Annotated in this window: 21 protein-coding genes; 7 read left to right on the plus strand and 14 right to left on the minus strand. The window is 72.7% G+C overall.

Features of this window, described 5'->3' with window-relative positions; genetic code table 11:
- Positions 1-18 precede the first annotated feature (18 nt).
- From ABZV34_RS02795 to ABZV34_RS02820, 6 genes are all read right to left on the minus strand, one after another.
- Positions 19-963: a sugar ABC transporter permease gene (locus tag ABZV34_RS02795; RefSeq protein WP_356270815.1), complete on the minus strand. Its 945-nt coding sequence runs from the start codon at positions 961-963 to the stop codon at positions 19-21.
- Positions 964-977: 14 nt separating this feature from the next.
- Positions 978-2,315: an ABC transporter substrate-binding protein gene (locus ABZV34_RS02800; RefSeq protein ID WP_356270817.1), complete on the minus strand. Its 1,338-nt coding sequence runs from the start codon at positions 2,313-2,315 to the stop codon at positions 978-980.
- 68 nt (positions 2,316-2,383) lie between these two features.
- Positions 2,384-3,595, minus strand: a complete 1,212-nt coding sequence (locus ABZV34_RS02805; protein WP_356270819.1) for an ROK family transcriptional regulator — start codon at positions 3,593-3,595, stop codon at positions 2,384-2,386.
- A 166-nt stretch (positions 3,596-3,761) separates the two neighbouring features.
- Positions 3,762-3,998, minus strand: coding sequence for a hypothetical protein (locus ABZV34_RS02810; protein WP_356270821.1), 237 nt, complete (start codon positions 3,996-3,998; stop codon positions 3,762-3,764).
- Positions 3,999-4,127: 129 nt separating this feature from the next.
- Positions 4,128-4,964, minus strand: a complete 837-nt coding sequence (locus ABZV34_RS02815; RefSeq protein WP_356270823.1) for a hypothetical protein — start codon at positions 4,962-4,964, stop codon at positions 4,128-4,130.
- A 535-nt stretch (positions 4,965-5,499) separates the two neighbouring features.
- The gene (locus ABZV34_RS02820) at positions 5,500-6,609 is read right to left on the minus strand and encodes a mechanosensitive ion channel family protein (protein ID WP_356270825.1); all 1,110 of its coding nucleotides are present in this window, start codon (positions 6,607-6,609) and stop codon (positions 5,500-5,502) included.
- A gap of 272 nt (positions 6,610-6,881) precedes the next feature.
- Here ABZV34_RS02820 and ABZV34_RS02825 point away from each other — a divergent pair, with 272 nt between their 5' ends.
- A complete protein-coding gene (locus ABZV34_RS02825; RefSeq protein WP_148014005.1) occupies positions 6,882-7,418 on the plus strand; it encodes an HNH endonuclease in 537 nt (178 codons plus the stop codon).
- Between the two features lie 61 nt (positions 7,419-7,479).
- Here the strand turns inward: ABZV34_RS02825 and ABZV34_RS02830 are convergent, their stop codons facing one another.
- The 5 genes from ABZV34_RS02830 to ABZV34_RS02850 form a co-directional block, all read right to left on the minus strand.
- Positions 7,480-8,109, minus strand: a complete 630-nt coding sequence (locus ABZV34_RS02830; protein WP_356270827.1) for a hypothetical protein — start codon at positions 8,107-8,109, stop codon at positions 7,480-7,482.
- A complete protein-coding gene (locus tag ABZV34_RS02835) occupies positions 8,106-9,578 on the minus strand; it encodes a hypothetical protein (RefSeq protein ID WP_356270829.1) in 1,473 nt (490 codons plus the stop codon). Before ABZV34_RS02835 ends, ABZV34_RS02830 begins: the two co-directional genes overlap by 4 nt.
- On the minus strand, positions 9,575-10,327 hold the full coding sequence (locus tag ABZV34_RS02840; RefSeq protein WP_356271232.1) for an ABC transporter ATP-binding protein: 753 nt from the start codon (positions 10,325-10,327) through the stop codon (positions 9,575-9,577). The genes ABZV34_RS02835 and ABZV34_RS02840 overlap by 4 nt, the downstream gene beginning before the upstream one ends.
- A 68-nt stretch (positions 10,328-10,395) precedes the next feature.
- Positions 10,396-11,358, minus strand: a complete 963-nt coding sequence (locus tag ABZV34_RS02845; RefSeq protein ID WP_356270831.1) for a zf-HC2 domain-containing protein — start codon at positions 11,356-11,358, stop codon at positions 10,396-10,398.
- Positions 11,355-11,969 carry an RNA polymerase sigma factor gene (locus tag ABZV34_RS02850; RefSeq protein WP_356270833.1) on the minus strand — a complete coding sequence of 205 codons (615 nt, stop codon included), beginning with the start codon at positions 11,967-11,969 and terminating at the stop codon, positions 11,355-11,357. Before ABZV34_RS02850 ends, ABZV34_RS02845 begins: the two co-directional genes overlap by 4 nt.
- 209 nt (positions 11,970-12,178) lie before the next feature.
- Between ABZV34_RS02850 and ABZV34_RS02855 the strand changes: the two genes are divergently transcribed.
- From ABZV34_RS02855 to ABZV34_RS02865, 3 genes are all read left to right on the plus strand, one after another.
- Positions 12,179-12,436: a hypothetical protein gene (locus ABZV34_RS02855; RefSeq protein WP_356270835.1), complete on the plus strand. Its 258-nt coding sequence runs from the start codon at positions 12,179-12,181 to the stop codon at positions 12,434-12,436.
- Positions 12,437-14,506, plus strand: coding sequence for a 4-alpha-glucanotransferase (malQ, locus tag ABZV34_RS02860; RefSeq protein WP_356270836.1), 2,070 nt, complete (start codon positions 12,437-12,439; stop codon positions 14,504-14,506). It abuts the gene before it with no gap.
- 124 nt (positions 14,507-14,630) lie between these two features.
- Complete coding sequence (locus tag ABZV34_RS02865) at positions 14,631-14,870, plus strand: hypothetical protein (protein ID WP_356270838.1); 240 nt, start codon at positions 14,631-14,633, stop codon at positions 14,868-14,870.
- 223 nt (positions 14,871-15,093) lie between these two features.
- Here the strand turns inward: ABZV34_RS02865 and ABZV34_RS02870 are convergent, their stop codons facing one another.
- Positions 15,094-15,756: a TetR family transcriptional regulator gene (locus ABZV34_RS02870; protein ID WP_356270840.1), complete on the minus strand. Its 663-nt coding sequence runs from the start codon at positions 15,754-15,756 to the stop codon at positions 15,094-15,096.
- A 198-nt stretch (positions 15,757-15,954) separates the two neighbouring features.
- Between ABZV34_RS02870 and ABZV34_RS02875 the strand changes: the two genes are divergently transcribed.
- The 3 genes from ABZV34_RS02875 (at position 15,955) to ABZV34_RS02885 (ending at position 20,018) form a co-directional block, all read left to right on the plus strand.
- Positions 15,955-17,424 carry an FAD-dependent monooxygenase gene (locus ABZV34_RS02875; protein WP_356270842.1) on the plus strand — a complete coding sequence of 490 codons (1,470 nt, stop codon included), beginning with the start codon at positions 15,955-15,957 and terminating at the stop codon, positions 17,422-17,424.
- Between the two features lie 148 nt (positions 17,425-17,572).
- Positions 17,573-19,108 (plus strand): RNA polymerase subunit sigma-70, encoded by a 1,536-nt coding sequence (locus ABZV34_RS02880; protein WP_356270844.1) that lies wholly within the window; start codon positions 17,573-17,575, stop codon positions 19,106-19,108.
- A gap of 133 nt (positions 19,109-19,241) precedes the next feature.
- Positions 19,242-20,018 carry an SDR family oxidoreductase gene (locus ABZV34_RS02885; protein WP_356270846.1) on the plus strand — a complete coding sequence of 259 codons (777 nt, stop codon included), beginning with the start codon at positions 19,242-19,244 and terminating at the stop codon, positions 20,016-20,018.
- Here the strand turns inward: ABZV34_RS02885 and ABZV34_RS02890 are convergent.
- Both ABZV34_RS02890 and ABZV34_RS02895 read right to left on the minus strand, forming a co-directional pair.
- Complete coding sequence (locus ABZV34_RS02890) at positions 19,993-21,108, minus strand: hypothetical protein (RefSeq protein WP_356271233.1); 1,116 nt, start codon at positions 21,106-21,108, stop codon at positions 19,993-19,995. The genes ABZV34_RS02885 and ABZV34_RS02890 overlap by 26 nt on opposite strands.
- 125 nt (positions 21,109-21,233) lie before the next feature.
- A complete protein-coding gene (locus tag ABZV34_RS02895) occupies positions 21,234-22,631 on the minus strand; it encodes a ThiF family adenylyltransferase (RefSeq protein WP_356270848.1) in 1,398 nt (465 codons plus the stop codon).
- Between the last annotated feature and the right edge of the window lie 286 nt (positions 22,632-22,917).

Here is a 22,917-nt window from a genome sequence, read left to right on the forward strand (position 1 = left end):
GAGGTGCTTGGGTCATGGTCAGTCACCTGCCTGGATGAGACCGCCCCGGCGCCGCATCAGGAACGCGGTGAACACCATGGACAGGGCGAACAGCACGAGCGCGACCACACAGGCGGAGCCGTAGTCGAAGCGCTGGAAGCCGAGGTTGTAGACGAGCTGGGGCAGGGTGAGCGTCGACTTGTCGGGGTAGCCGGGTTCGAACTGCGTGCCGGCGCCCTGGATGACGCCCGAGGCGACCTTCCCGGCGATGAGCGGTTGTGTGTAGTACTGCATGGTCTGGATCACGCCGGTGACCACGGCGAACATCACGATCGGCGAGATGTTGGGCAGCGTCACGTAGCGGAACCGCTGCCAGGCCGACGCGCCGTCCAGCTCCGCCGCCTCGTACTGCTCGGTCGGTACGTCGAGCAGCGCGGCCATGAAGATGACCATCAGGTCGCCGATGCCCCACAGGGCGAGCAGGGTGAGGGCGGGCTTGGACCAGCTGGGGTCGTTGAACCAGCCCGGTGCCGGGATGCCGACCTTCTCCAGGATCGAGTTGACCGGTCCCGTACCGGGGTTGAGGAGGAAGGCGAAGGCCATGGTGGCGGCGACGGGCGGCGCGAGGTAGGGCAGGTAGAAGAGGGTGCGGAAGACGCCCGTGGCCGTCCTGATCTTCGTGATGAGGAGTCCGACGCCGAGTCCGAAGACGACCCGCAGGCTCACCATGACCAGGACCAGCCACAGGGTGTTGCGCAGCGCGGGCCAGAACAGCGGGTAGTGCTGGAAGACGTAGGACCAGTTCTTCGTCCCGCTCCACGTCGGCGGTTTGAAGCCGTCGTAGTGCATGAACGAGAAGTAGACGGTGGAGAGCAGCGGATAGGCGAAGAAGACCGCGAAGCCGATCAGCCAGGGCGACATGAAGGCGGCTGTTCTCAGGGCCGCCCGGCGTCGCTTGGCGCGCAGGGTGTAGGTGGCGCTCATGTCCGTACTGCTTCCTACTTCGCCTGCGCGATGTCCGTGTCGATCTGCGCGGCGGTCTTCTGCAGACCGGCCTTCAGATCCTTGGCCTTGCCGCTCTCGTAGTCGTATCCGAACTGCTGGATCGTCACGAGGTAGGTGCCGCCGTTGATGGACGCGGGGGTCGTCGTCGAGTTCGGGTTCGAGGCGATGTCCAGGAAGGTCTTGAAGCGCGGGTCGTACGTCAGTTTCGGGGACTTGAGCGCCGCGAGCGTGGAGGGGACGTTGTGGATGGCGTTGGCGAAGCCGACGACGGCGTCCGTGTCCGTGGTCATGTATTTGACCAGTTCCCAGGCGGCGTTCTGCTTCTTGCTGGTGGCCGCGATGCCCGCGATGGTGCCGGTGATGTAGCCCTTGCCGTACTGGTCGGCCTGGTCGTCGGGAACGGGCAGCGGGGCGACACCGATCTCGAAGCCGGGCTTGGCCTCCTCGGCCATGCCGAGCCGCCACTCGCCGTCCAGCTGCATGGCGACCTGGCCGGTGTGGAAGGGGTGCTTGGGGCCCCACTCGTCACCGAGCTTGGACCGGTACTTCTCCAGCTTCTGGTAGCCGCCGAGTTCGTCGACGAGCTTCTTCTGGAGGGTGAACCCGGCGTCGAACGCGGGGTCCTTGGCGATGCTGGACTTGCCGCTCTTGTCGAAGTACGTGGGGGAGAACTGGCCGAAGTAGTGCTCGGTGGTCGACTCCCAGCCGTGGTAGTTCGGCATGAACCCGAGCTGGGAGTAGGAGTCGCCCTTGGAGACGGTCAACTTCTTCGCGTCCGTCTCGAATTCGGACCAGGTCTTCGGCGGAGTGGCGATCCCGGCCTTCTTGAACGCCGTCTTGTTGTAGTAGAGCCCGTACGCGTCACCGAGCAGCGGCACCGAGCAGCGGTTGCCGTCGAACTGGGTGTACTCGTTCATCGCCTTCGGGAAGGTCGTCGCCGCGTCGATGCCCGCCTTCTTGAAGAAGGGGTTGAGATCGACGAGCGCGCCCGAGGAGCAGAACTTGCCCACGTTGTTGGTGGTGAACGAGGAGATCACGTCGGGCGCCTTGTCACCGCCGGAACGCAGCGCCTGGTTGATCTTGTCGTCGGTCATGTTGGCGACGATGTTGACGTGGATGTTCGGGTGAGCCTTCTCGAACCCCGCGACCAGGGACTTCACGCCCTGGACCTCGCCCGGCGCGCTCCAGGCGTGCCAGAAGTTGATCGTCGTGTCCTTGGAGGCGTCGTCGTTCGCGCTGGAGTCCGACTGGCCGGTACAGGCGCTGGTGAGCAGGGCGAGGGACGCGGAAGCGGCGAGTGCGGTGGCGACTTTCCTGGATATTCCGGGCATGGCGGTGTCTCCCTAGGGCAGGGCCGGGGCGGTGGTGTGGGCGGGACGGGCTGGTGGGTCGAAGGGGTTCAGCGGGAGGTGTCGAACACCTCGTCGCGGGTGGCCGCCAGCGCGCTCTCCAACGCGCCGCGCAGCACGGGGTGTTCGTGTACGTCGCCGACCACGAGGCGCGGGCGGGAGGCGGCCAGCTCTTCCAGCTCGGCCTGCACCAGGGCGCGCAGCGGTTCGCCGCCGGCGGTGAGCGAGGAGCCGCTGAGGACGACGAGTTCGGGGTCCAGCACGGAGACGAGTGAGGCGAGACCGGTGGCCAGGCCGGTCGCGTACGTCTCCAGGAGCCTGCGGTGGGGGCCTTCGTCGCGGGTGGCGGCCTGCCCGACGAGGGCGGCGGCGACCTCGGTGGACGACCCGGCGGGAATCGGCTGGACGCCCAGCGCGCGGGCGAGTTTCGGGAGGGCCTGGGAACCGGCGAGTTCCTGGTAGCCACCGCTGTTGGCCTTGGTCACCTGCCGTACGAGGGGTGCGCCGGGCACGGGCAGGAAGCCGACCTCGCCGGCGCCGCCGGTCCAGCCGCGGTGCAGCCGTCCGCCGAGCACGAGGGCGGCGCCCAGGCCCCCCTCGTTCCACAGCAGGACGAAGTCCTCGTGTCCGCGTGCCGCGCCGAGCCGCTGTTCGGCGATGGCGACGAGGTTCACGTCGTTCTCGTACTCGACCGGCATGGGCAGTGCGGCCGCTAGTTCGTCGAGGAGGCTCGGGGAGTGCCAGCCGGGCAGGTGGGAGGCGTACCGGAGCCGTCCGGTGTTGGGGTCGAAGGCGCCGGGTGTGCCGATGACGAGGCGGTGGACGTCGTCGCGGGCCAGCCCCGCCTCCTTCACCGCGCCGTCGAGGGCGTCGGTGATCTGGCGTACGACGGGCTGCGCGGGGCGCCGGCCGGGCGTCGGCAGCTCGTACTCACCCACGGTCCGGCCCGTCACGTCCGCGACGGCGGCGAGGATGCGCTCGGGGGTGACGTCCAGGCCGGCCGCGTGGGCGGCGGCCGGATTCACCGCGTACAGCTGGGCGTTGGGGCCCGGCCGCCCCTCGCTGGTGCCGGTGGCGAGCACCAGCCCGGCCGCTTCCAGGCGGGCGAGGAGCTGGGAGGCGGTGGGCTTCGACAGCCCGGTCAGCTTTCCGATCCTGGTCCGCGAGAGCGGCCCGTGGGCGAGCAGCAGGTCGAGGGCGGCGCGGTCGTTCATGGCGCGCAGGACGCGCGGGGTGCCCGGCGTACCGGCGGATCCTGCCATGTTGTCGACACCTGCCTTTCGACTGCCCAGTCGCTCAGCTTCCCAGGGTGGTCTCGGGGAAGTCCACTGCAAGATCATTGTTAGGAAGGTTTCCTATTGGTGGGAGGACCGTAGGCCGCGGGTTGCGGGGGCGTCAAGAGAAACCGCCCTCGAGGCAACAGAGTCGTTACCTGCGGGGGCGGTGGCCGGGGAGGGCGCGGTGGGGTGGAGGCCGACGGCCGCTGAGGCGGCCGTCGGCGTATTCGCCGTACGCGCCCTGGCGGAGGCCTCGGTCGAACCGGCCGGGGCCGGTGGCGTTCCGGTCGGCGCCGGTGCGGGCCTTCGTGGCGGCGGGGAGGCGGCCGTTCACGTACAGCGGGAGCTGCCCGGCGTCCGCGCCGAAGACCCGACCGGATAGGTCCACCTGCCCGGCGCCGCCTTGGCTCCGCTGAGGGGGCGACAGGTGAAGGGCGACAAGTGAAGGGGCCCTCGCCCCGGACGAATTCGTCCGGGGCGAGGGCCCCTTGAAGCGAGTCCGAGGACTTGTCCCCGGTTACTTCACGTCGACGTAGTCGCCCGTGGCGGTCGTCGCGCCCGTGGTGGTCGTGCCCGCGAACAGGTAGCGGTACGTGCCGTCGGCCGAGGCCTTGACCGTGGTGGTGAGGGTGCCCGCCGTGCCGGAGGTCACCGTCTTGACGGTCTTGTAGGCCGTGGCGCCCTTGGCCCTGAACTGGAGGGTGACCGGCTGGCCCGCGTAGCCGGAGTACTTGGTCGTCTCCCAGTCGGCGCGCGTCAGGGCGCCCCTGACGGTGAGGGTCTTGCCCTTCTTCACCGGCTCGGGGGTGGCGTCGGTGGTGAGCTTGGCGGCGCGCTTGACCTGGGTGGTGCCGAGGCCGCCCCAGATGTCGTAGCCGTACTCGAAGCTGATGTGGTCGTCGGAGTCGTCGTTGTCCGTGGTGGAGCGGCCGTAGAAGCCGGCCACCTTCCAGGTACCGGCGTCCGCCGCGCCGTAGAGGTAGTCCTGGGGGGCGACGGCGATGACCTCGGCGCAGGACTGCGTGACCGTCGTGGCGGTCGTGGACTTCGTGGTGCAGTTCGGGGCGTCGTCCGGCCCCATCTCGTTCCGCATCTTGGAGAGCGATGCCCCGCGGTACAGGGTGATGCCCGCGGCGCTCGTCGTGCCGTCGATGACGAGGCCGACCGGGTGGGTCAGGGTGTACGTGACCGGAACCTTCACCGTGCTGGTGGTGCCGACAACGATCGCCTTGCCGTTGTTCACCACCACGTTGGAGAAGGTGAGATCCGGCGTGGCGGCCGACGCGGACGGCACGGCCAGGGCGGACAGGGCCAAGGCACCGGAAACGGCGGCGCCGATGGCGAACTTGCGCATGGATTTCCCCACATTCGAAGCGGTCCCCTGGGCGTGGAGCTCCAGAACAAGGGCCCGCTGTTGGGGCGACAGTAGACGCCCGCCGAATGTGGCCGAAATGCGGGGGGCATGTGAAGAGGGCTTGACGCCGAGGGCGCCCTCCAAGCGCGTCACGACTCCGCCGCCATCGACAGACGCGCAGGTGGGAGGGGGTGTGCGGCTTTGAGGTGATCTGCGCCGCCGGGAACGGTGATGCGACGCCAAAGGGGGAGGGTGGCAGGGGCGCTATCCGGTCACCTTCACAGGTCGTCGCTCGCAGGGGCGTGGCCGGACCGGGGAAGGGCTGTTCGTTCGCCGCGGTGTGCCGGATGGCCGGGGCCACCGGGCCGGTGTCCGGGACCGCTCGTGGATGAGCCCAGGTGACACGGCGTTCGGTGTGTCCCTCCGTTCCTCGTGAACCGGGTGTCCACGAGGAACGGAGCAGAGGGGGCGGCGCCCGGAGAACCCGGGCGCCGCCCCCTCTCGCGTACGCCCGGGGCCTCGCCGCGGCCGTGGCCTACTTCGGCGCGTTCGACGGTGCCGGGCCCGGGACGGGGACCGGGATGGGGGTGGTCGCCTCCGACTGCGGGGACGCCGGGTTGCCGAGGGCCGACGGGGCCGCCACCGCGGCGGACGGGTCGACGGGCTCCTCCTCCACCGCGGCGGTGGGGCCGCCCACGATGCGGATGTCCGCGGCGTCGAAGGCGCGCTTGATGCGCCAGCGCAGCTCACGCTCGACGGCGAGCGCCTTGCCGGGCATCGTCCGGGCCGAGACCCGCACCACCATGGAGTCGAGGAGCACGCTCTCCAGGCCGAGGACCTCGACCGGGCCCCAGAGGCGCTCGTTCCAGGGCTCCTCCTTGCTCATGGCCTCGGCGACCTCGTTCAGTACGGACTGGACGTGGTCCAGGTCCTCGGAGGCGCGGACCGTGACGTCGACACCTGCGGTGGCCCAGCCCTGGGAGAGGTTGCCGATGCGCTTGACCTCGCCGTTGCGGACGTACCAGATCTCGCCGTGTTCGCCGCGCAGCTTCGTGACACGCAGACCGACCTCGATGACCTCGCCGGAGGCCACCCCCGCGTCGATCGTGTCGCCCACGCCGTACTGGTCCTCGAGGATCATGAAGACGCCGGAGAGGAAGTCCGTCACCAGGTTGCGGGCGCCGAAACCGATGGCGACACCGGCGACACCGGCCGAGGCCAGCAGCGGGGCGAGATTGATCTCGAACGTGCCGAGGATCATCAGGGCGGCCGTGCCCATGATCAGGAAGGACGCGACCGAGCGCAGCACCGAGCCGATGGCCTGGGAGCGCTGGCGGCGGCGCTCGACGTTCACCAGGAGGCCGCCGAGGGCCGTCCCGTCGACCGCCTGGACGGTACGGGTCATCCGGTCGATCAGCTTGGTGATCGCCCGCCGGACCGCCACTCTCAGTACCGCAGCGATGACCAGGATCAGCAGCACGCGCAGACCTATCGCGAGCCAGGTGGACCAGTTCTGCTCGACCCAGCTCGCGGCGTTGGTCGCGCTTTCCTGGGCGTCCTGGAGCGTGGCGACCGTGGGGTCCGTCGTCGCCGAGGGAGAGGGCGACGGACTGGACCCTGCGGCCCGCAGGACGGTCGAGAACACAGCAGGTACCTCCAGGCGTAGCGGTCTGCCCGTGGCTCGGGGACGGACAAGGGCGCCACCGGGCAGAACAACCACACTAACGGGGCATCGTGTGTGGATCGTTGTGATGTTCGGGGGAGAGACGGTACTCACCTGGGGATGAACAGGATGTGGTCGAAAACACTCCCAGCCCGTTACCGGGACATGGTGGCGCTTCCACCAGGCAAGAGGAGAGACTGACTGCAGATCGTCCCGGCGCGAGCCACGCGCCGCCGGCGTACAAGGAGGCATCCGTGCCGCATGTCCTGGTCCTCAACGCGTCGTACGAGCCACTCGGCGTCGTACCGCTCCGCCGCGCGCTCATCCTCGTCCTTGAGAACAAGGCCGTCTCTCTCGAGGAATCCGGCGCCTTCATGCACAGCGCGACCGTTACTGTCCCCGCACCCAGCGTGGTCCGGCTGAAGAGGTTTGTGCGGGTCCCTTACCGGGGGCCTGTTCCGCTGACCCGTCGGGCACTGTTCGCCCGCGACGGCGGCCGGTGCATGTACTGCGGTGGCGTCGCAACCAGCGTCGACCACGTCATCCCGCGCTCCCGCGGAGGTCAGCACGCCTGGGACAACGTGGTGGCGTCCTGCCGCCGCTGCAACCACACCAAGGCCGACCGCCATCTGGTCGAGATCGGCTGGCGCCTGCGCCACAAACCGGCCCCGCCGACGGGGCTCGCCTGGCGCATCATCGGAACAGGACACAGGGACCCGCGCTGGCTGCCCTACCTGCAGCCGTACGGCGCGGAGGACGCGATGGCCCGGATCGACGGCATTTCCGCCTGACGATCCGGGCTTTTGTGCACCCCCGGCCGGGTACACCGTGGCCCGCCCGGTGCGCCTCCGGTCAGCCGCGGGGTCCTTCGGGGCGGGCGCCGCGTACCGCGTACAGCCCGGCGCCCAGTACGAACAGCGCGAGGGCGGCGGCCCACGCGCCGAGCTGGGGGCCGCTCTGCACGGGCCAGGCCAGGACCGTCGCCTCCCTCATGTGCGGCGAGGCGGCCGACAGGTACACCGCGCTGAAGTAGAGCATCGTGGGCATCCAGGCGGCTCGGGCGTCGAACAGCACCGCCCCGAGCGCGGTGACACCGACGGCTCCGAGCGTGTTGCGGACCATCCCCACCGAGCCGAACACCTGTGCGTCGCCCGGAACGGTGAGTGCGAGCACGGTGGCCGCGAGCGTGGTGAGGACCAGGAGATGGGTCAGACGCCTGGGCCACCAGGGGCGTACGGCGGTGTCGTCGAGGTCCCGCGTGTACGTGTGCAGGCTCGTCCCGATCGCCGCCGAGGCCAGCAGCGGGGCGAGAGAGAGCAGCGGGACCCTGTGGTACGGGTCGAGGAAGGCGTCCGCGCGGCTCGCGGCCCAGAGAGTGAGCAGGGCGGCGCAGGCGAGGGCCGCCAGGACGGCGGGGACGGCGCGGGAGCGAGCGTAGAGGGCGAGAGGGGCCGGCCGGGTGACTTCGCGCGGGGCGTTCACAGGGACGGGACCTCGCTCGCGCCGGGGCCGCAGTCCTGGACCGTGGCGAAGTAGCGGCTGAGGAAGGAACGGCGCTCGGCGTCGGTCATGGTGCTGAGGTGCGCGTACGCCGTGTCCTCGGCGTGGAACCTCGCCGTTTCCCCCGTGTCGTGGCGCTCGCGGGCCGATGCCACGGAGCGTTCGCGGTCGACCTTCCACGCTGAGCGCGGCGCCAGCCAGCGCAGCACGGCTCCGTCGGTGGCCTGGAGGCGTCGCGCGGACGGAGTCCTCCCGCACTCCGGACGGACCCGGACCAGGTTCAGCGCACCCTGCCAGGCGTACCCCTGCGGATCGATCACCTTGCCGCGGACCGACCACCAGCCGAGCGGCGTGAGCAGCGGCAACTCCACCTCGTCCCCGTGCGGACGGCGCGGCAGGTCCTCGAAGCGGACCGGTACGTTCTGTACGCCCTTCAGCCGGTCGGTGACACCGGACAGTACGCGGACCGCCTCCGGCAGCAGGTCCGGACGGGTGGCGTTGACGCAGACGTGCGGGGTGGTCGAGTCGTCGCACACCTGGCGGTGGGCGAGCGGGTTGTCGCGCAGCATCCCGTCACCCGTGTGGAGCAGCAGAGCGGCGGCGGCGAGGGACGCCGCGAGCGGCAGCAGCGCGGTGACCCGGCGGCGGGCGGAATGCGCCAGCACCGCGGTGGCGGCGAGCCCGGCCGCCCACAGGGCCGACACGAGCGGATACCACCAGACCGGGAGGTCGGCGTCGCCCTGGAGACGCAGGTGCGCGGGCGCGAGGTTGGCCAGACCCGACCACGAGTGGAGAGTACTGGCGCCGGCCAGGACGTATCCGCAGATCGCGAGCGCGGGAGCGGTCAGTCGCCAGGGCATCACCCGCCCGGCCACATGACCGAGCAGCGTGCACGCGGCGAGCGAGAGCGCGGCCCCGACGAAGACGGTCGGGACCGGGCCGCCCGCGGACGCGTACGGCGCGCAGGCGAGCAGCGCGCCGGCCACCGCGACCAGATAGGCCGCCGCCGACCCGCAGGCGAGGGGAAGGGCGGCCGTCAGAAGCTGGGCGAGTGGTGGACGAGGGGTCGTGGCCCGTAGCTCCGTCATCCGCAGCCGACGCTCGCGGCCGCCCTGCCAGGCCCCCGCGGCGAGCGCGAACGGAACGCCGATCGCCCCGGCCGCGCTGCTCAGCCTGCCCGTCGTGTCACCCCAACTGCCCTGCCACTGCGACGCCGTGGCGGCGAGCGCCCAGGCGAGAGCGAGCAGCAGCGCGGCGGCCGCCCAGGGGGCGAACCCGCGCCGGAACTCGATACGGAGGGGGTGCGGGGCGCCTGCCGTGGCTCCGGCGCCCACCGGCGGTGAAGCGCCCACCGTGCGGACGGGGGCGTCCGGGACCGACGTGATCGTCTCGTGCGGGCGGGGGCGATGGTCTGCCGGGCGGTCCTCGTCCGGTCGGCTGCGTACGGTCATCGGGTCGCGCCCGTCGCCGCGCGGTGGCCGCGCAGCGCCCTGGTGTAGCCGCGCTCGATCGCGTTGCCGTCGGACTCGTGGCCGTCCGCGCCGAGGGCGGCCAGCGTCCCGGGGGTGCCGCGATAGGCGACCCGGCCCGCCTCGATCAGCGTCACTCCCGTGCACGCCGCGGCCACGTCCTCCACCAGGTGGGTGGAGACGATCACGGTGGCCTCCTCGCCCAACTCCCGCAGCAGCGCCCGGAACTCGACGCGCTGCTCCGGATCCAGTCCCGCGGTGGGTTCGTCGAGGAGCAGCACGCGGGGATCGTTCACGATGGCCTGGGCGATGCCGACCCGGCGGACCATGCCCCCGGACAGTGTCCGGACCTTCGCGTCGATGCGGTCGGTGAGCCCCACCCGGGCCACGGCCCCCTCGACCGATGCCGGGGTGTCGGCGGCCGGAAGCTCCTTCAGCCAGGCCACGTACGCCACGAACTCCCGGACCGTGAACCCCGGGTAGTAGCCGAAGTCCTGTGGCAGGTAGCCGAGTGCGCGGCGGTACGCGCTGCGCTCCCGGTGACGGCGCAGATCGTTGCCGAGCATCTCCACCCGGCCCGCGGCGGGCTCGGCCACGGTCGCGAGGACCCGGATGAGGGAGGTCTTGCCGGCGCCGTTGGGACCGAGCAGTCCGTGGACGCCGGGGCCGAAGTCCAGGTCGACCGCGTCGAGTGCGGTGGTCCTGCGGTGGCGGACGGTCAGCCCGGACACGCGTATCGCGGCGGGTCCGGTGCCCGGACCCGCGTCCTTCGCGTAAGTGCCGGGCGGGACAGAGGTGTTCACATCGTCTCCAGACGGTCGTACGCGGTGCGGCGCGCGGCGAGCAGCAGGGCGCAGAGGGCGGCCCCCGCCGCCCATCCCCACTGCGCGGACGCGCCGGTGAAGTAGAGGGAGAGCTGCTGGGTGAGGCGGCCCGTCAGGTCCGAACCGGTGGACACCGGGCCCGGGCCGCCGGCCGTGAGGACCGGTGCCGTCAGCGCGAGCAGCCAGCCGCCGCCCACCACCGCGGAACCGGTACGGCAGCCCGTGTAGCCGGACAACGCCAGCGCGGCCAGGGTCAGGGCGAGCCCCGGCAGCAGCCAGGCCGCCGCCGTGGGCGCCTGCGGCAGGTGGGGGCCTGCGGCGGGGAGCAGCAGCCCCGCGGCCGTCAGCAGCGGCACGCTCACCGCCAGTACGGCGGCCGTCCGGGTCAGGAGCAGCCGCAGACCGCCGGAGGGCGACGTCGCGACGAGCTCGTACAGCGGGTCGGCGTGCCGGCCGTAGGAGAGGGCGACCCCGGCGACGGGGACCACCGGCGCGACGGCCAGCAGCAGCGGGCGCGCGCTGTCGGACCGGCCGCCGTACGCCAGCGCGAGCGCCCCGACGGCCACCAGCAGCACGGCCACGCACCAGGCACCGCGCAGAGCGGGCCCGGCGGCCCAGACGAGCCGCCCGAGCCGCCCCCCGGCGGCCCGGACGAGCCGAGGCACGGTGGACGCGGGCGCCGTGGACGGGGGAAGCGGGGGTGTCGGACGCGGTGTCCGGGCCGTCTGCCGGACGGTGTCGAGGACCGCGTCCAGGAGCGCGTCCCGGACGTGCGCCAGCACCGGCCCCGCCGCCCCCGTGCGCGCCGCCTGCGAGGCCCGCGCGGCGCAGGAACCGCAGCTCTCCAGGTGCTTCTCCAGGGACCAGGCGTCCGGCTCCGGAAGGGAGCCGTCCGTGTAACGGGCGACGAGATCGTCGGCGGCGTGCCAGCCGGTCATGCCGGGCCTCCCAGCGGTGACGGGTCCACAGAAGGGTTGAGGTGGGCGAGAGCCGCCCTGAGTTCCGCGCGCGCCCGCATCGCGCGGGTCTTGACCGTGCCCTCGGGGATCCCGAGCAGCCGGGCCGCCTCACGCGTGGTCAGCCCGTCGACGACGGTGGCGCGCAGCACCTCGCGAAGTTCGGGGGAGATGCGGTCCAGGGCCGTACCCACCTCCCCGTACTCCAGGCCCGCCAGCACACGCTCCTCCGCGGAGGGCACGGGCGGCGGCGCCGCGTACTCGCTCTGTTCGGCCCGCTCGATCCGTACGGTCCGCTCCCGCGCCCGCCGGGCGTCGACGAGCCGGCGTGCCGCGATCGTCCACAGCCAGCCGCCCGCCTCCGTGCCCCGGTGCCCGGCCGCCGACCGCCACACGGTCACGAAGGTGTCCTGCAGCACCTCCCGGACGACCTCGGGATCACCGCAGCGCCGGGTCAGCCGCGTGTGCAGCCAACCGCCGTGCCGGTCGTACAGTGCGGCCAGCGCCGCCGAGTCCCCGTCCGCGACGGCCCGCAGCAGTGCCGCGTCCGTGGCGTCCTCCCGGTGGCCCCTCACGGGGCGGAACAGTCTCACACCCCGTCTATCGAACCCACCGGAGTCACCGGTTCACGGTTGCTCCGTCGCCCGCTGTTCCGTGTCCACCCTTTACCCGGCCCCGGCGGGCCCGAGCCGGAACAGAACGTGACCAAAAGCACATTGTTCGCCCGTGTACGTCTGCCGTCCCGCGCGTTGGGTAGGGCTGCGGTGACCCGCTCGCCGCCCTACCCGACAAGGAGGCCCCCGTGGCCGCATCGGCACACCTTCTGCTCTCGGCCCTCTCCAAACGTCCGACGGAACCGGCCGCCGAACCCCGCTTCTCCTTCGAACCCCGCTTCTCCCTCTTCACCGCGGAGGGCACCGCCGCCGAGCTCCCGCTCACCAGCGAACCCCCGCTCCCCGACGCCGAGCCGCTGACCAGTGAGCCGCCGCTGGCCGACGCCGCGCACCTGACCAGCGAACCCATCTCCACCGGCGCCCCCACGGATGCCTCGGGGGTCTAGATGCCGCTGTCCCGGCTCGCCGCACTGCACGGCGTCGCCACCTCCTACAGCCCCTCGCCCGGCCGGACGGTCGCGGCCACCGACACCGCGATCGTCGCGGCCCTCGCGGCGCTCGGCGTCGACGCGAGCACCCCGGACGCCGTCCGCGCGGCCCTGGCCGCCCGGGAGGCCGAGGCACGGGACCGGCTCCTGCCGCCGACCGTGGTCTGCTGGGGCGGCCGCCCGCCCGACGCGCTCGCCGCGCTGCCCGACGGCACCCGTCTGCGCATCACCACCGAACAGGGCGAGACCCGCGCGTCGGCCGAACAACTCCCGTCCGGCGTCCACGCGTTACGCGCCACCGCACCCGACGGCCGCACCGCCGACGCCCACCTCGTCGTCGCCCCCGACCGGCTGCCCACCCCGCCCGGACGCGGCTACGGACTCCTCGTCCAGCTCTACTCCCTCCTCTCCCGCCGCTCCTGGGGCATGGGCGACCTCGGTGATCTCGCCGAACTGACCGCCTGGGCCGGGCGGGCACTGGGCGCCGGATTCGTCCAGGTCAACCCCCTGCACGCGGCCGTGCCCGGCACCCCCACGGACCCCTCCCCGTACCGCCCCTCCTCCCGCCGCTTCCCCGACCCGGTGCACCTGCGGATCGAGGACATCCCCGAGTTCGCGTACGTCGACGACCGCGACCGTGTCCGTACGCTCCTGGAGCGCGCCGGGCGGCTGCGCGCGTCCGTGCTCGACAAGGACGCGCTGATCGACCGCGACGCCGTCTGGGAACTCAAGCGCGAGGCGCTGGAGCTCATCCGCGAGGTGCCGCTCGGGCCCGGGCGCCGGGCCGCGTACGTCGACTTCCTCGCCGAGGAGGGCGAGGCGCTGGAGGACCACGTCACCTGGTGCGCGCTCGCCGAGGTCCACGGCCCGGAGTGGCAGAAGTGGCCCACGGGTCTGCGCGACCCCCGCTCACCCGAAACCGCCCGCGCCCGGGGCGAGTTGATGGACCGCGTCGACTTCCACAGCCGCCTCGCCTGGCTCACCGACGCCCAGCTCGCCGCCGCACAGCGCTCAGCGCGCGACGCAGGCATGCCCGTAGGGCTCGTGCACGACCTCGCGGTCGGGGTGCATCCGGACGGCGCCGACGCCTGGGCGCAGCAGGAGTACTACGCGGCGGGCATGTCGGTCGGCGCGCCCCCGGACGCCTTCAACGCGCGCGGCCAGGACTGGGGTCTGCCGCCCTGGCGCCCGGACCGGCTGGCCGCCTCGGGCTACGCCCCCTACCGCCGCCTGCTGCGCGCCCTCTTCCGCTACACGGGCGCGCTGCGCATCGACCACGTCATGGGCCTGTTCCGGCTCTGGTGGATCCCGCAGGGACAGCCGCCCACGGAGGGCACGTACGTCCGCTACGACGCCGAGGCGATGCTCGCCGTCCTGACGCTGGAGGCCTCGCGGGCCGGGGCGCTGGTGATCGGCGAGGACCTCGGCACGGTCGAGCCCGGGGTGCGCGAGACGCTCCAGGAGCGCGGGGTGCTGGGCACCTCGGTGCTGTGGTTCGAACGCGACTGGGACGGCGACGGGCAGCCCCTTCCCCCCGAGCGCTGGCGCGCGGACTGCCTGGCCACCGCCACCACCCACGACCTGCCGCCCACCGCGTCCCGTCTCACCGGTGACCACGTCGAACTCCGCGACCGGCTCGGACTGCTGACCGGCGCCCTGGCGGACGAGCGGGCCGCGGCCTCGGCGGAGACGGGGGAGTGGCTGGCGCTCTTCGCCCGGCTCGGACTGCTGCGCGGCTCCGGCTCCGCGGTGTCGGAGGAGGCCGAGATCCAGGCCGTGCACCGGTTCCTGCTGCGCACTCCGGCCCGCATGATCGGTGTCTGGCTCCCGGACGCGGTCGGCGACCGGCGCCCGCAGAACCTGCCCGGCACCTGGGACCAGTACCCCAACTGGCGGCTGCCCGTCGCCGACGCGGCCGGACGCCCGGTCACGCTGGAGGAACTGGCCGCCTCACCACGGCTGTACGCCCTCATCGACGTGCTGCGGGCGCGGCCGGGGGACGGCGGGGGAGGTCACCCACAGGGCTGAGACACCCCCGGGGCACCGCCGGGACACCGCTGAGGCACCAGCCGGGACCTCCGTACGGCTCCGTACAGCCCCGTACGGCACCCCCGGGCGCGCGGCGCGTTCAGGTGTTCGCTACGTTTGCACCGTGGACAAGAAGAACGCCCTGCGCGCCGGCGCCCTGGCTTCCGGTACGACGCTGATGATGCTGCTCATGTCGTCTCCCGCGCTCGCGCTGACCCGCGACGACGGTGACGACCCCGGCAAGGGCCTGAGCGTGATCGACACGGTCGGCCTCTACGTCGTCGCACCGCTCCTGCTGTTCGCGATCATCGCGGGCCTCGTGATGGTCCTGGACAAGTCTCCCAAGCAGGCGAAGCGGGGCTGATTCCGGCTCTCTTCCGCCCTTCCGTCTCTCCGCCGAGGGAGTCCGCGCCCACCCACCCGGGTGTGCGGGGGCTCCCTCGACGTGTTTCCAGGGGGCGGTGCCTTCCCCAACCTCCCGAACCTTCCGGAAGGTTCGGGAACCTTCGGGAACCTTCCGTTGCCTTCCAGGGGCTCCGGGGCCCGGCGCCCGCTCCGGGAGCGTGGCGCGCTTCCCGGGGCGGTCTCTAGGGGTGCGGCGCCGTGAGGTACCGCTGCACGGTCGGCGCCAGCCACGCCACGATCTCCTCCCGCGGCAGCGCCACGGCGGGCGGGAAGCGCAGGACGTAGCGGGCCAGGGCGAGGCCCAGCAGCTGTGAGGCGGTGAGCGCGGCCCGGACCGGTGCCTGCTCCGGGTCGGGGCACAGGTGCAGGGAGATCGGCAGCAGCTGGTCCCGGAAGATGGCCTGCATGCGCTCCGCGCCGGCCTGGTTGGTGACGCCGACCCGCAGCACCGCGGTGAACACCTCGTTCTCCTCCCAGAGGTCCAGGAAATGCTGGACGAGGGCGTGGCCCACGTCCTGCCGGTTCAGCCGCTCCGGCGCCGGCAGCCGCAGATCGACGTCGAGGACCGCGGCGAACAGCCCCTCCTTCGAGCCGTAGTACCGCATGACCATGGACGGGTCGATACGGGCGTCCTTGGCGATGGCGCGGATGGTGGCGCGCTCGTAGCCGTCGGCGGCGAAGCGCTCGCGGGCCGCGGTGAGGATCGCGGTGCGGGTGATGTCGGAGCGCCGGGGTGAGGCCTGGGGCGGTGGCGACTGTGACGGTGGCGACTGGGGTGAGGGCGACCGCGGTGAGGCCTGGGGCGAGGCCTGGGGTGTGGTGGCCGAGGGTTCCTTGACGGGCATGCCAACAACCGTAGGCCAACACCTGTTGACAGTGCAATGCGGGCGCTCTACGTTTGTCAACGAACGTTGGCCAACAGGTGTTGACTAGATGGTGGCCGGCGGTCGCTCGGCATCACTCACCCGGTGGGGATCTCCTGGCGGGCGGGAATGGTTGGTCAACGAGTGTTGGCCCATGATTGTTGGCATCAGGAGGCCGCCATGTACGGCAAGACCCGCACCGCCGCCGCTCCCCGGACCGTGATCGTCGTCGGCTCCGGCCCCACCGGCCTGCTGCTGGCCGCCGACCTCGCCACCGCCGGCGTCCCCGTGACCCTCGTCGAGAAGCGCCCGCACAAGATCAGCAACCTCTCCCGCGCCTTCGTCCTGCACGCCCGCACCCTGGAACAGCTCGACGCCCGCGGTCTCGCCGACGAACTGGAGGCCCAGGGCCGGCCTCTCGACCGCATCCGGCTCTTCGGCCGGCTCACTGTCGAGCTCGCCACCCTCCCCTCCCGCTTCAACCACCTGCTGGTGATCCCGCAGTACGAGGTGGAGCAGGCGCTGGAGCGGCGGGCGGCCGCGGCCGGTGTGCGGTTCGCGTACGAGACCGAGGTGACCGGGCTGCGCCAGGACGCGGACGGCGTGACGCTCGACGTCCGGCACCCGGACGGGGAGCGGGGGGAACTGCGCGGCGCGTACGTCGTCGGCACGGACGGGATGCACAGCGTGGTGCGCGAGGCGGTCGGACTGCCGTTCCCCGGCAAGTCGGTCATCCGGTCCGTCGTCCTGGCGGACGTCCGGCTGGCCGAGGAACCCGAGTCGGTGCTGACCGCCAACGCCGTCGGAGACGCCTTCGCCTTCATCGCGCCCTTCGGCGACGGCTACTACCGCGTGATCGGCTGGCACCGCGGCCGGAACGTCCCCGACAGCGAGCCGCTCGGACTCGACGAGGTCAAGGAGATCACCCGGCTCTCCCTGGGCCACGACTACGGCATGCACGACGCCCGCTGGATGTCCCGCTTCCACAGTGACGAGCGCCAGGCACCCGCGTACCGCGTCGGCCGGGTCCTTCTCGCCGGTGACGCCGCCCACGTCCACACCCCGGCCGGCGGTCAGGGCATGAACACCGGCCTCCAGGACGCGGCGAACCTCGGCTGGAAGCTGGCCCTGGTCGTCAACGGCCACGCGGCGCCCGCCCTGCTGGACACCTACCAGTCCGAGCGCCACCCCGTCGGCAGGTCGGTGCTGCGCAGCAGCGGCGGGATCGTCCGGCTCGCGATGGCCAAGCGTCCGTGGACGCTGGCGCTGCGCGCCGCGCTCACCACGGTCCTCAACGGTGTCGGCCCGGTCGGCCGGAAGGCGGCCGGCCAGATCACCGGCATCGGCTACGCCTACCGGGCACCGCGTGGCTCGCACGCCCTCGTCGGCACCCGTGTCCCCGATGTCGCCCTGCGCGGCGGACGTCTCTACGAGGCGCTGCGGGGCGGCAGGTTCGTCCTCGTGACGCCGGGATCGGCCCCGCGGCCGTACGAGGCAGGCGACCGCAAGGACCGCCTCGTGGTGGAGAGCTGGGCGAGCGACCGGCGGACGACGCTGCTCGTGCGGCCCGACGGATACGTGGCCTGGGCCGCCGAGACCCCCGACGAGGCGACGGTCGAGGCGGCGGTGACGGCCGCGGTGGGCGACTGAGGGGAGCGACTGAGGAGGGCGACTCAGGTGGGCGACTCAGGTGGGCGACTGAGGGGAGTCGTCCGGGCCGTGCCGATCGCCTTCGCGAGGCCGGGCCGCGGCGATAGCGTCACGTCGATCCCGCGTGACCTGTCCCTTGGAGGTTCCCGTGACCGATGCCGTGTGCCGCAGTTGCGCCGAGCCCCTGGCCGGGCGGGCCGGGCGGACGGGGCGGAGCTCGGTGTACTGCTCCGCCGCCTGCAGGCAGAAGGCGTACCGGGAGCGGCGGGCGGCGCCGGTCGACACCGCGCGCGGGCTGATCGAGGAGGTCGGGCGGCAGGTCGAGGCGCTGGTTCCGCAGCCGCCGTCCGTCTTCTACTCCGGCGTGACCGACCTGGCCTCCTCGGTCGGACGGCTGCGCCGCATCGCCCGGGTCGCCCAGGACACCGCGAACGACGATTCCGTCACGCGGGGCGACGTGACGAAAGAGCCGGGCGCACCGCTCCCCGGCGGCGAACCCGCCACGGCGGACCACGACGCGCCGCACGCCACCGCTCCGCGGCCGTCCCCGGACCAGGGCTCCGGTCCACGTCCACGCACTTCCGTCACGCGGACTCCCGCCGGGCAGACCTCCCCCGGGCAGCAGGCCGTCACGCGGCCTTCCGTCACGGGGCCTTCCGTCACGCGGGCCTCCGTGACGCAAGGCCCCGGTCCGCACGCCGCCCTGGGGGAGAGCGACTTCGCCGCGCTCGTCGAGCCGTACCGGCGCGAGCTGCGCGTGCACTGCTACCGGATGGCGGGCTCGTACGACGACGCCGAGGACCTCGTACAGGAGACGTTCCTGCGGGCCTGGCGGGCCCGGGACGGCTTCGCGGGGCGGGCGAGCGTACGGACCTGGCTGTACCGGATCGCCACGAACACCTGTCTGGACTTCCAGCGGCGTACCGCCCGGCGTCCCCAGCGGTACGAGCCGCTGCCCGGTATGAACCACGGGAGCGCCGAGCCCCCGGCCCGCGTCACCTGGCTCCAGCCGTACCCCGACGAGGACCTGCCCTCCGCCGACGACCAGCCGGACGCCCTCGCGGTCTCCCGGGAGACCGTGGAGCTCGTCTTCCTCGCCGCCATCCAGCACCTGCCGCCCCGCCAGCGTGCCGTCCTGATCCTGCGCGACGTGCTCGGACTCTCCGCGGCCGAGACCGCTCAGGCGCTGGAGATGACGGTGGCCTCGGTCAACAGCGCCCTGCAACGCGCCCGGCCCACCCTGCGCGACCGTCTGCCCCGCCGCCGTACCGAATGGACCGCGGAGGCCGGCGCCCGGGAACGGGAGGTCCTCGGGCGCTACATGGCGGCCGCCGAAAGCCTCGACCTCGCCGCGTTCACCGACCTGCTCAGCGAGGACATCCGGCTCACCATGCCGCCGAACCCGTACTGGTTCGTCGGCCGCGCCGCGCTCACCGAGTTCCTCGGGATCAGCCTGGACCCCGCGTCCCCGCTGTTCCTCGGCCACTGGCGTCACCTTCCGGCGCGGGCCAACGGGCAGCTCGCGGCGGGGGGTTACGTACGACGCCCCGGTACGACCGTGTATCGCGCCCAGGTCCTCGACGTCCTGCGGATCGAGGGCGACCGCATCGTGGAGATCACCTCCTTCGAGCCGCACCTCTTCCCCGCGTTCGGACTGCCCCTGCGGCTCCCGGCCGACCGATGAGCGACGTCGGTGAGTGACGGTCGATGGGCGGAGACCGATGAGTGCGGGCGGGCGCGTACGTCTGCATGACCGACACGTTCGACGGACCCGTACGACGCACTCGTACGGCCTCACACCTTCAGGAGAGATCACCATGCTGCTCACCGACAGGACCGCGATCATCTACGGCGCCGGAGGTTCCATCGGCGGCGCCGTCGCGCGCACCTTCGCCCAGGAGGGTGCCCGCGTGCACCTGGTGGGGCGTACGGGCGAGACGCTGGACGCGGTGGCGAAGGACATCGTGGCGGCGGGCGGGCACGCCGAGACCGCGGTGCTCGACGCGCTGGACGAGGCGGCGGTCGAGGCACACGTCGCCTCGCTGGACGCCGTCGACATCTCGTTCAACCTGGTCACGCGGGGCGACGTGCAAGGAGTTCCGCTGGTCGACCTGTCGGTCGAGGACTTCGTACGGCCTGTCGAGACCGGCATCCGCGCCACCTTCACGACCGCCCGCGCCGCCGCCCGGCGCATGGCCGAGGCGGGCTCGGGCGTGGTGCTCACGCTCAACAGCGGTTCCGCGCACGGCAGTCCGATGATGGGCGGCACGGGACCTGCCGACGCGGCGATCGACACGCTGGTGCGCAACCTGGCGACGGAGCTGGGACCGCGCGGACTGCGGGTCGTGGGCCTGTGGGCCGCCGGGGTGCCCGAGACGCTGACCCGGGAGAAGCTCGCCGCGGTCGACAGCCGTATGGACCTCGACGAGACGGCCCTTCAGGGACTGCTCGCGAACCTCGCCGGGATGCGGATGACCCGTCGCAACCCCACCCTCGCGGAGATCGCCGCCACCGCCGCGTTCCTCGCCTCCGACCGGGCGGGCGGCATCACCGGCACGTTCGTCAACGTCACGGGCGGGATGGTCCCGCACTGACTCCGCGCCCACGCCACCAGGTGCGCGCCCACACCAGGTGGACCCCGCCGAGCGCGACCACGACCGCCGCGGAGTCGAGGCGCTGCACGGCGGAGTGGCCGGGACCCAGCCGGGTCACCGCGCGGGCGAACAGGGTGACGTCCGCGGGCAGGGTGACGGTCGCGAGGAACGCGAGACACAACGTGGTGCCCACGACGAGCACGGCGCTGTACACCCGCACGGCCCGCCGTTCGTGGACGGGCAGGCCGAGGCTGGGGTCCGGGGTGGTCGCGCGCCGCAGCAGGCGCCGGGCCGCGTACTTGGAGAACGCCACCCCGTCCCCGTACAGATCGCGGCAGCGCGTCAGGTCCTGGAGCACGAAGTACAGGTCCGTACGCATGAAGACCATGAGCTGGAAGGGCAGCGGGAGCAGGGCGAGCAGCGCGACGGCGGCGAGGATCCCGCGGGCCGTGCCGTCCGTGGTGCCCGCCGCGAGGGCGGCGAGCGAGGCGACGGAGAGGTTGGTCGCGATGCCGGCCAGGTAGGCGGTCAGACGGTGGCGGCGCGGGGCGATCTCGATGCCGCTGATGTCCGTCTGCATGACCAGGAACTGGAGCCGCGTGCCCAGCCGCATCCGGCCGGGCACGCCGGTCGCGCGGGCGGCCACCAGGTGCGCGCACTCGTGGAGCAGCAGCAGTGTCCACCCGACGCCCGCGCCGAGCGCGATCACCGCGCTGCCGTGCGGGCTCCACAGGAGGGTGCGGTAGCCGAGCGGAACGGGCGGCCGGGTGAGGAGGGCGGCCGCGATCAGCAGTCCGACCAGGACGGGGACGACGGGGCTCAGCACCCAGCGCACGTGCCGGGGGCGGATCCGGGCGAACGTCGGCTTCGGCGGAGGCGGCGACGCGGTCGGCCGCCCGTCCACCTCGGCCACGAACCCGAGGTCCACCAGCGCCTCGACGAAATCGGGTACGTCGATGTCGTCGCCGGTCGTCTCCCGCAGCCGCCGTCCGACCTCGGCGGCGCCCAGCCCCTGCCCGAGCAGGTCCAGCGCCTGCTTGCCGACCTCGGGCAGCGCGACGAACCGGCCGGTCGCGAGCCGCCCGACGATCCATTCGTCCCCGTCGGGGCGCGAGTCGAGCCGGTGGAGGCGTACGTGGGGGGCGGGGCCCGGGGACGCCGTGGGCCGCCGGCCGGCGGGGACGGTGCACCCGTGACGCTCCCCGGCGGACCGGCTCACCGCTGTCCCCCGGCCCGCCGTCCGGTCCCGCCTTCGGCCCGCTCTCCGGGCTGCCTTCTGGTCTCGCCTTCGGCCTGTTCTCCGGGCCGCCGTCCGGTGTCGCTTCCGGCCCGTTCTCCGGGTGGTTCCCCGGGCCGTCCTACGGTCTGTGACCCGGTGGGTTCTCCCGTGAGTTCTCTCGTGAGTTCTCCGGTGGGCCGGTCGCCGCAGGCCGGGCAGTCGGGCCGCCGCGGGGATCTCTCCAGCACCGGATCGCCGGGCAGCATCAGGTTCATCCCGAAGCGGAAACCCGGGTCGAGCGCGGGCACGCCGGTGAGCAGGGCCAGGGCCGCGTGCGCGAGCAGCCCGCCGGAGAGACCGGCGGTGACCGCGCTCGCGGGGTTCCACGGCAGATGCGGGGAGGCGGCCTCCTCGTCCTGGCCCGGCGCCAGCCGCAGATCGCGGCGGGCGGCCTCGGCGGCCCGCAGACACTCCCAGCAGGCTCCCCGGCCGGGCACGTGCACCCCGGCCGTCACCAGGGGACCCCGGTATCCGGCGTCGACCCACGGCAGGCCCGCGGCGAGACAGACACGGTTCGCCCAGCGCCGGATGTCGTCCGGGCGGTCGGCGGCGAGTACGAGCAGGTCGTAGGGCCCGGACGCGCGCGGGGCCCCGCGTCCGTCCGGGGTCGGGGCCGAGAGCGGGCGCGGGACCTCGGGCGCCCCGGACCGCACCAGCTCCGCCAGATCCCGCGGCCCCCGCACCTCTCGCCGCTCCCCGGTCACCGTCACGTCCGAGTTCAGGGCCCGCAGCGTGCCGAGCGCGGCCTCCACCTTGGGACGGCCGAGGTCGGACTCGCGGAACAGGGGCTGGCGGTTGAGGTTCGACAGTTCGACCACGTCCGGGTCCACACAGTGCAGGTGGCCGACCCCGGAGGCGACCAGGCTCTGCGCGGCATGGCCTCCCGTGCCGCCGACACCGATCAGCAGCATCCGGGCGCCGCCCAGCCGGAGCTGGGCGTCCCACGGGTTCGCCCGGGGACCGAGGTCCATCCAGCGCAGCAGCGGCACGCCCCGGCTGTAGCGGACGCGCTCCCGCCCGGACACCGGCACGGGCGCCGCGGCGTCCTCCACGAACCCGGCGTCGAGCAGATCCGCCATCGCCTGACGGGTGTCCTCGTCCGTGAGACCGGGGAGTCCGGGATGCGCCCGCAGCACCGTGTCGACGACCTCGGCCGGCTCCCGCGTTCCGTCCATCGCCCCGACCAGGGTCCAGACCCAGCCCTCCGGGTCCGCGATCTCCGCGCCGATGCCGTATATGACGCTGCCGATGCGGACGTTGCCGTCGATCGTGCGGTAGGCCCGGTGCTCGGGTTTGATCCGGGGCCGGCGGAGCGTCTCGACCGTGACCGTCACCAGGACCCCTTCCCGTTACAGGTACATGCCTTGACACTCTGGTGCCCCGAGTCGAGCCTTGACAAGACGCGGTCGGCGATCGCGCCGCTATACGCAACATCCTTGCGAGGGGGAGGAGTTGGCGTGCCCACCAAGATCGTGATCCGTCCTTTGGACAAGAAGGAGACCACGGGTGACAGCAGCGGGGGCAACGGCGGCTGACCAGCCCGTCGTACCCGCTCGACGGCCCGGCACGGACCGGGCTCCGCTGTTGCGCACCGTCGGTTGTGAAGGAGAGGGGACCACA

Source organism: Streptomyces sp. NPDC005195, assembly GCF_040608315.1.
In the GTDB taxonomy this organism is placed as follows: domain Bacteria; phylum Actinomycetota; class Actinomycetes; order Streptomycetales; family Streptomycetaceae; genus Streptomyces; species Streptomyces kaempferi.

Bases quoted from the DNA above. Each gene is read 5' to 3' on its own strand.
- ABZV34_RS02800 (WP_356270817.1), bottom strand. From the start codon at position 2,315: ATGCCCGGAATATCCAGGAAAGTCGCCACCGCACTCGCCGCTTCCGCG.
- ABZV34_RS02805 (WP_356270819.1), bottom strand. From the start codon at position 3,595: ATGGCAGGATCCGCCGGTACGCCGGGCACCCCGCGCGTCCTGCGCGCC.
- ABZV34_RS02795 (WP_356270815.1), bottom strand. From the start codon at position 963: ATGAGCGCCACCTACACCCTGCGCGCCAAGCGACGCCGGGCGGCCCTG.
- ABZV34_RS02845 (WP_356270831.1), bottom strand. From the start codon at position 11,358: ATGACCGGCTGGCACGCCGCCGACGATCTCGTCGCCCGTTACACGGAC.
- ABZV34_RS02870 (WP_356270840.1), bottom strand. From the start codon at position 15,756: ATGCCCGTCAAGGAACCCTCGGCCACCACACCCCAGGCCTCGCCCCAG.
- ABZV34_RS02885 (WP_356270846.1), top strand. From the start codon at position 19,242: ATGCTGCTCACCGACAGGACCGCGATCATCTACGGCGCCGGAGGTTCC.
- ABZV34_RS02815 (WP_356270823.1), bottom strand. From the start codon at position 4,964: ATGCGCAAGTTCGCCATCGGCGCCGCCGTTTCCGGTGCCTTGGCCCTG.
- malQ (WP_356270836.1), top strand. From the start codon at position 12,437: ATGCCGCTGTCCCGGCTCGCCGCACTGCACGGCGTCGCCACCTCCTAC.
- ABZV34_RS02875 (WP_356270842.1), top strand. From the start codon at position 15,955: ATGTACGGCAAGACCCGCACCGCCGCCGCTCCCCGGACCGTGATCGTC.
- ABZV34_RS02835 (WP_356270829.1), bottom strand. From the start codon at position 9,578: ATGACCGTACGCAGCCGACCGGACGAGGACCGCCCGGCAGACCATCGC.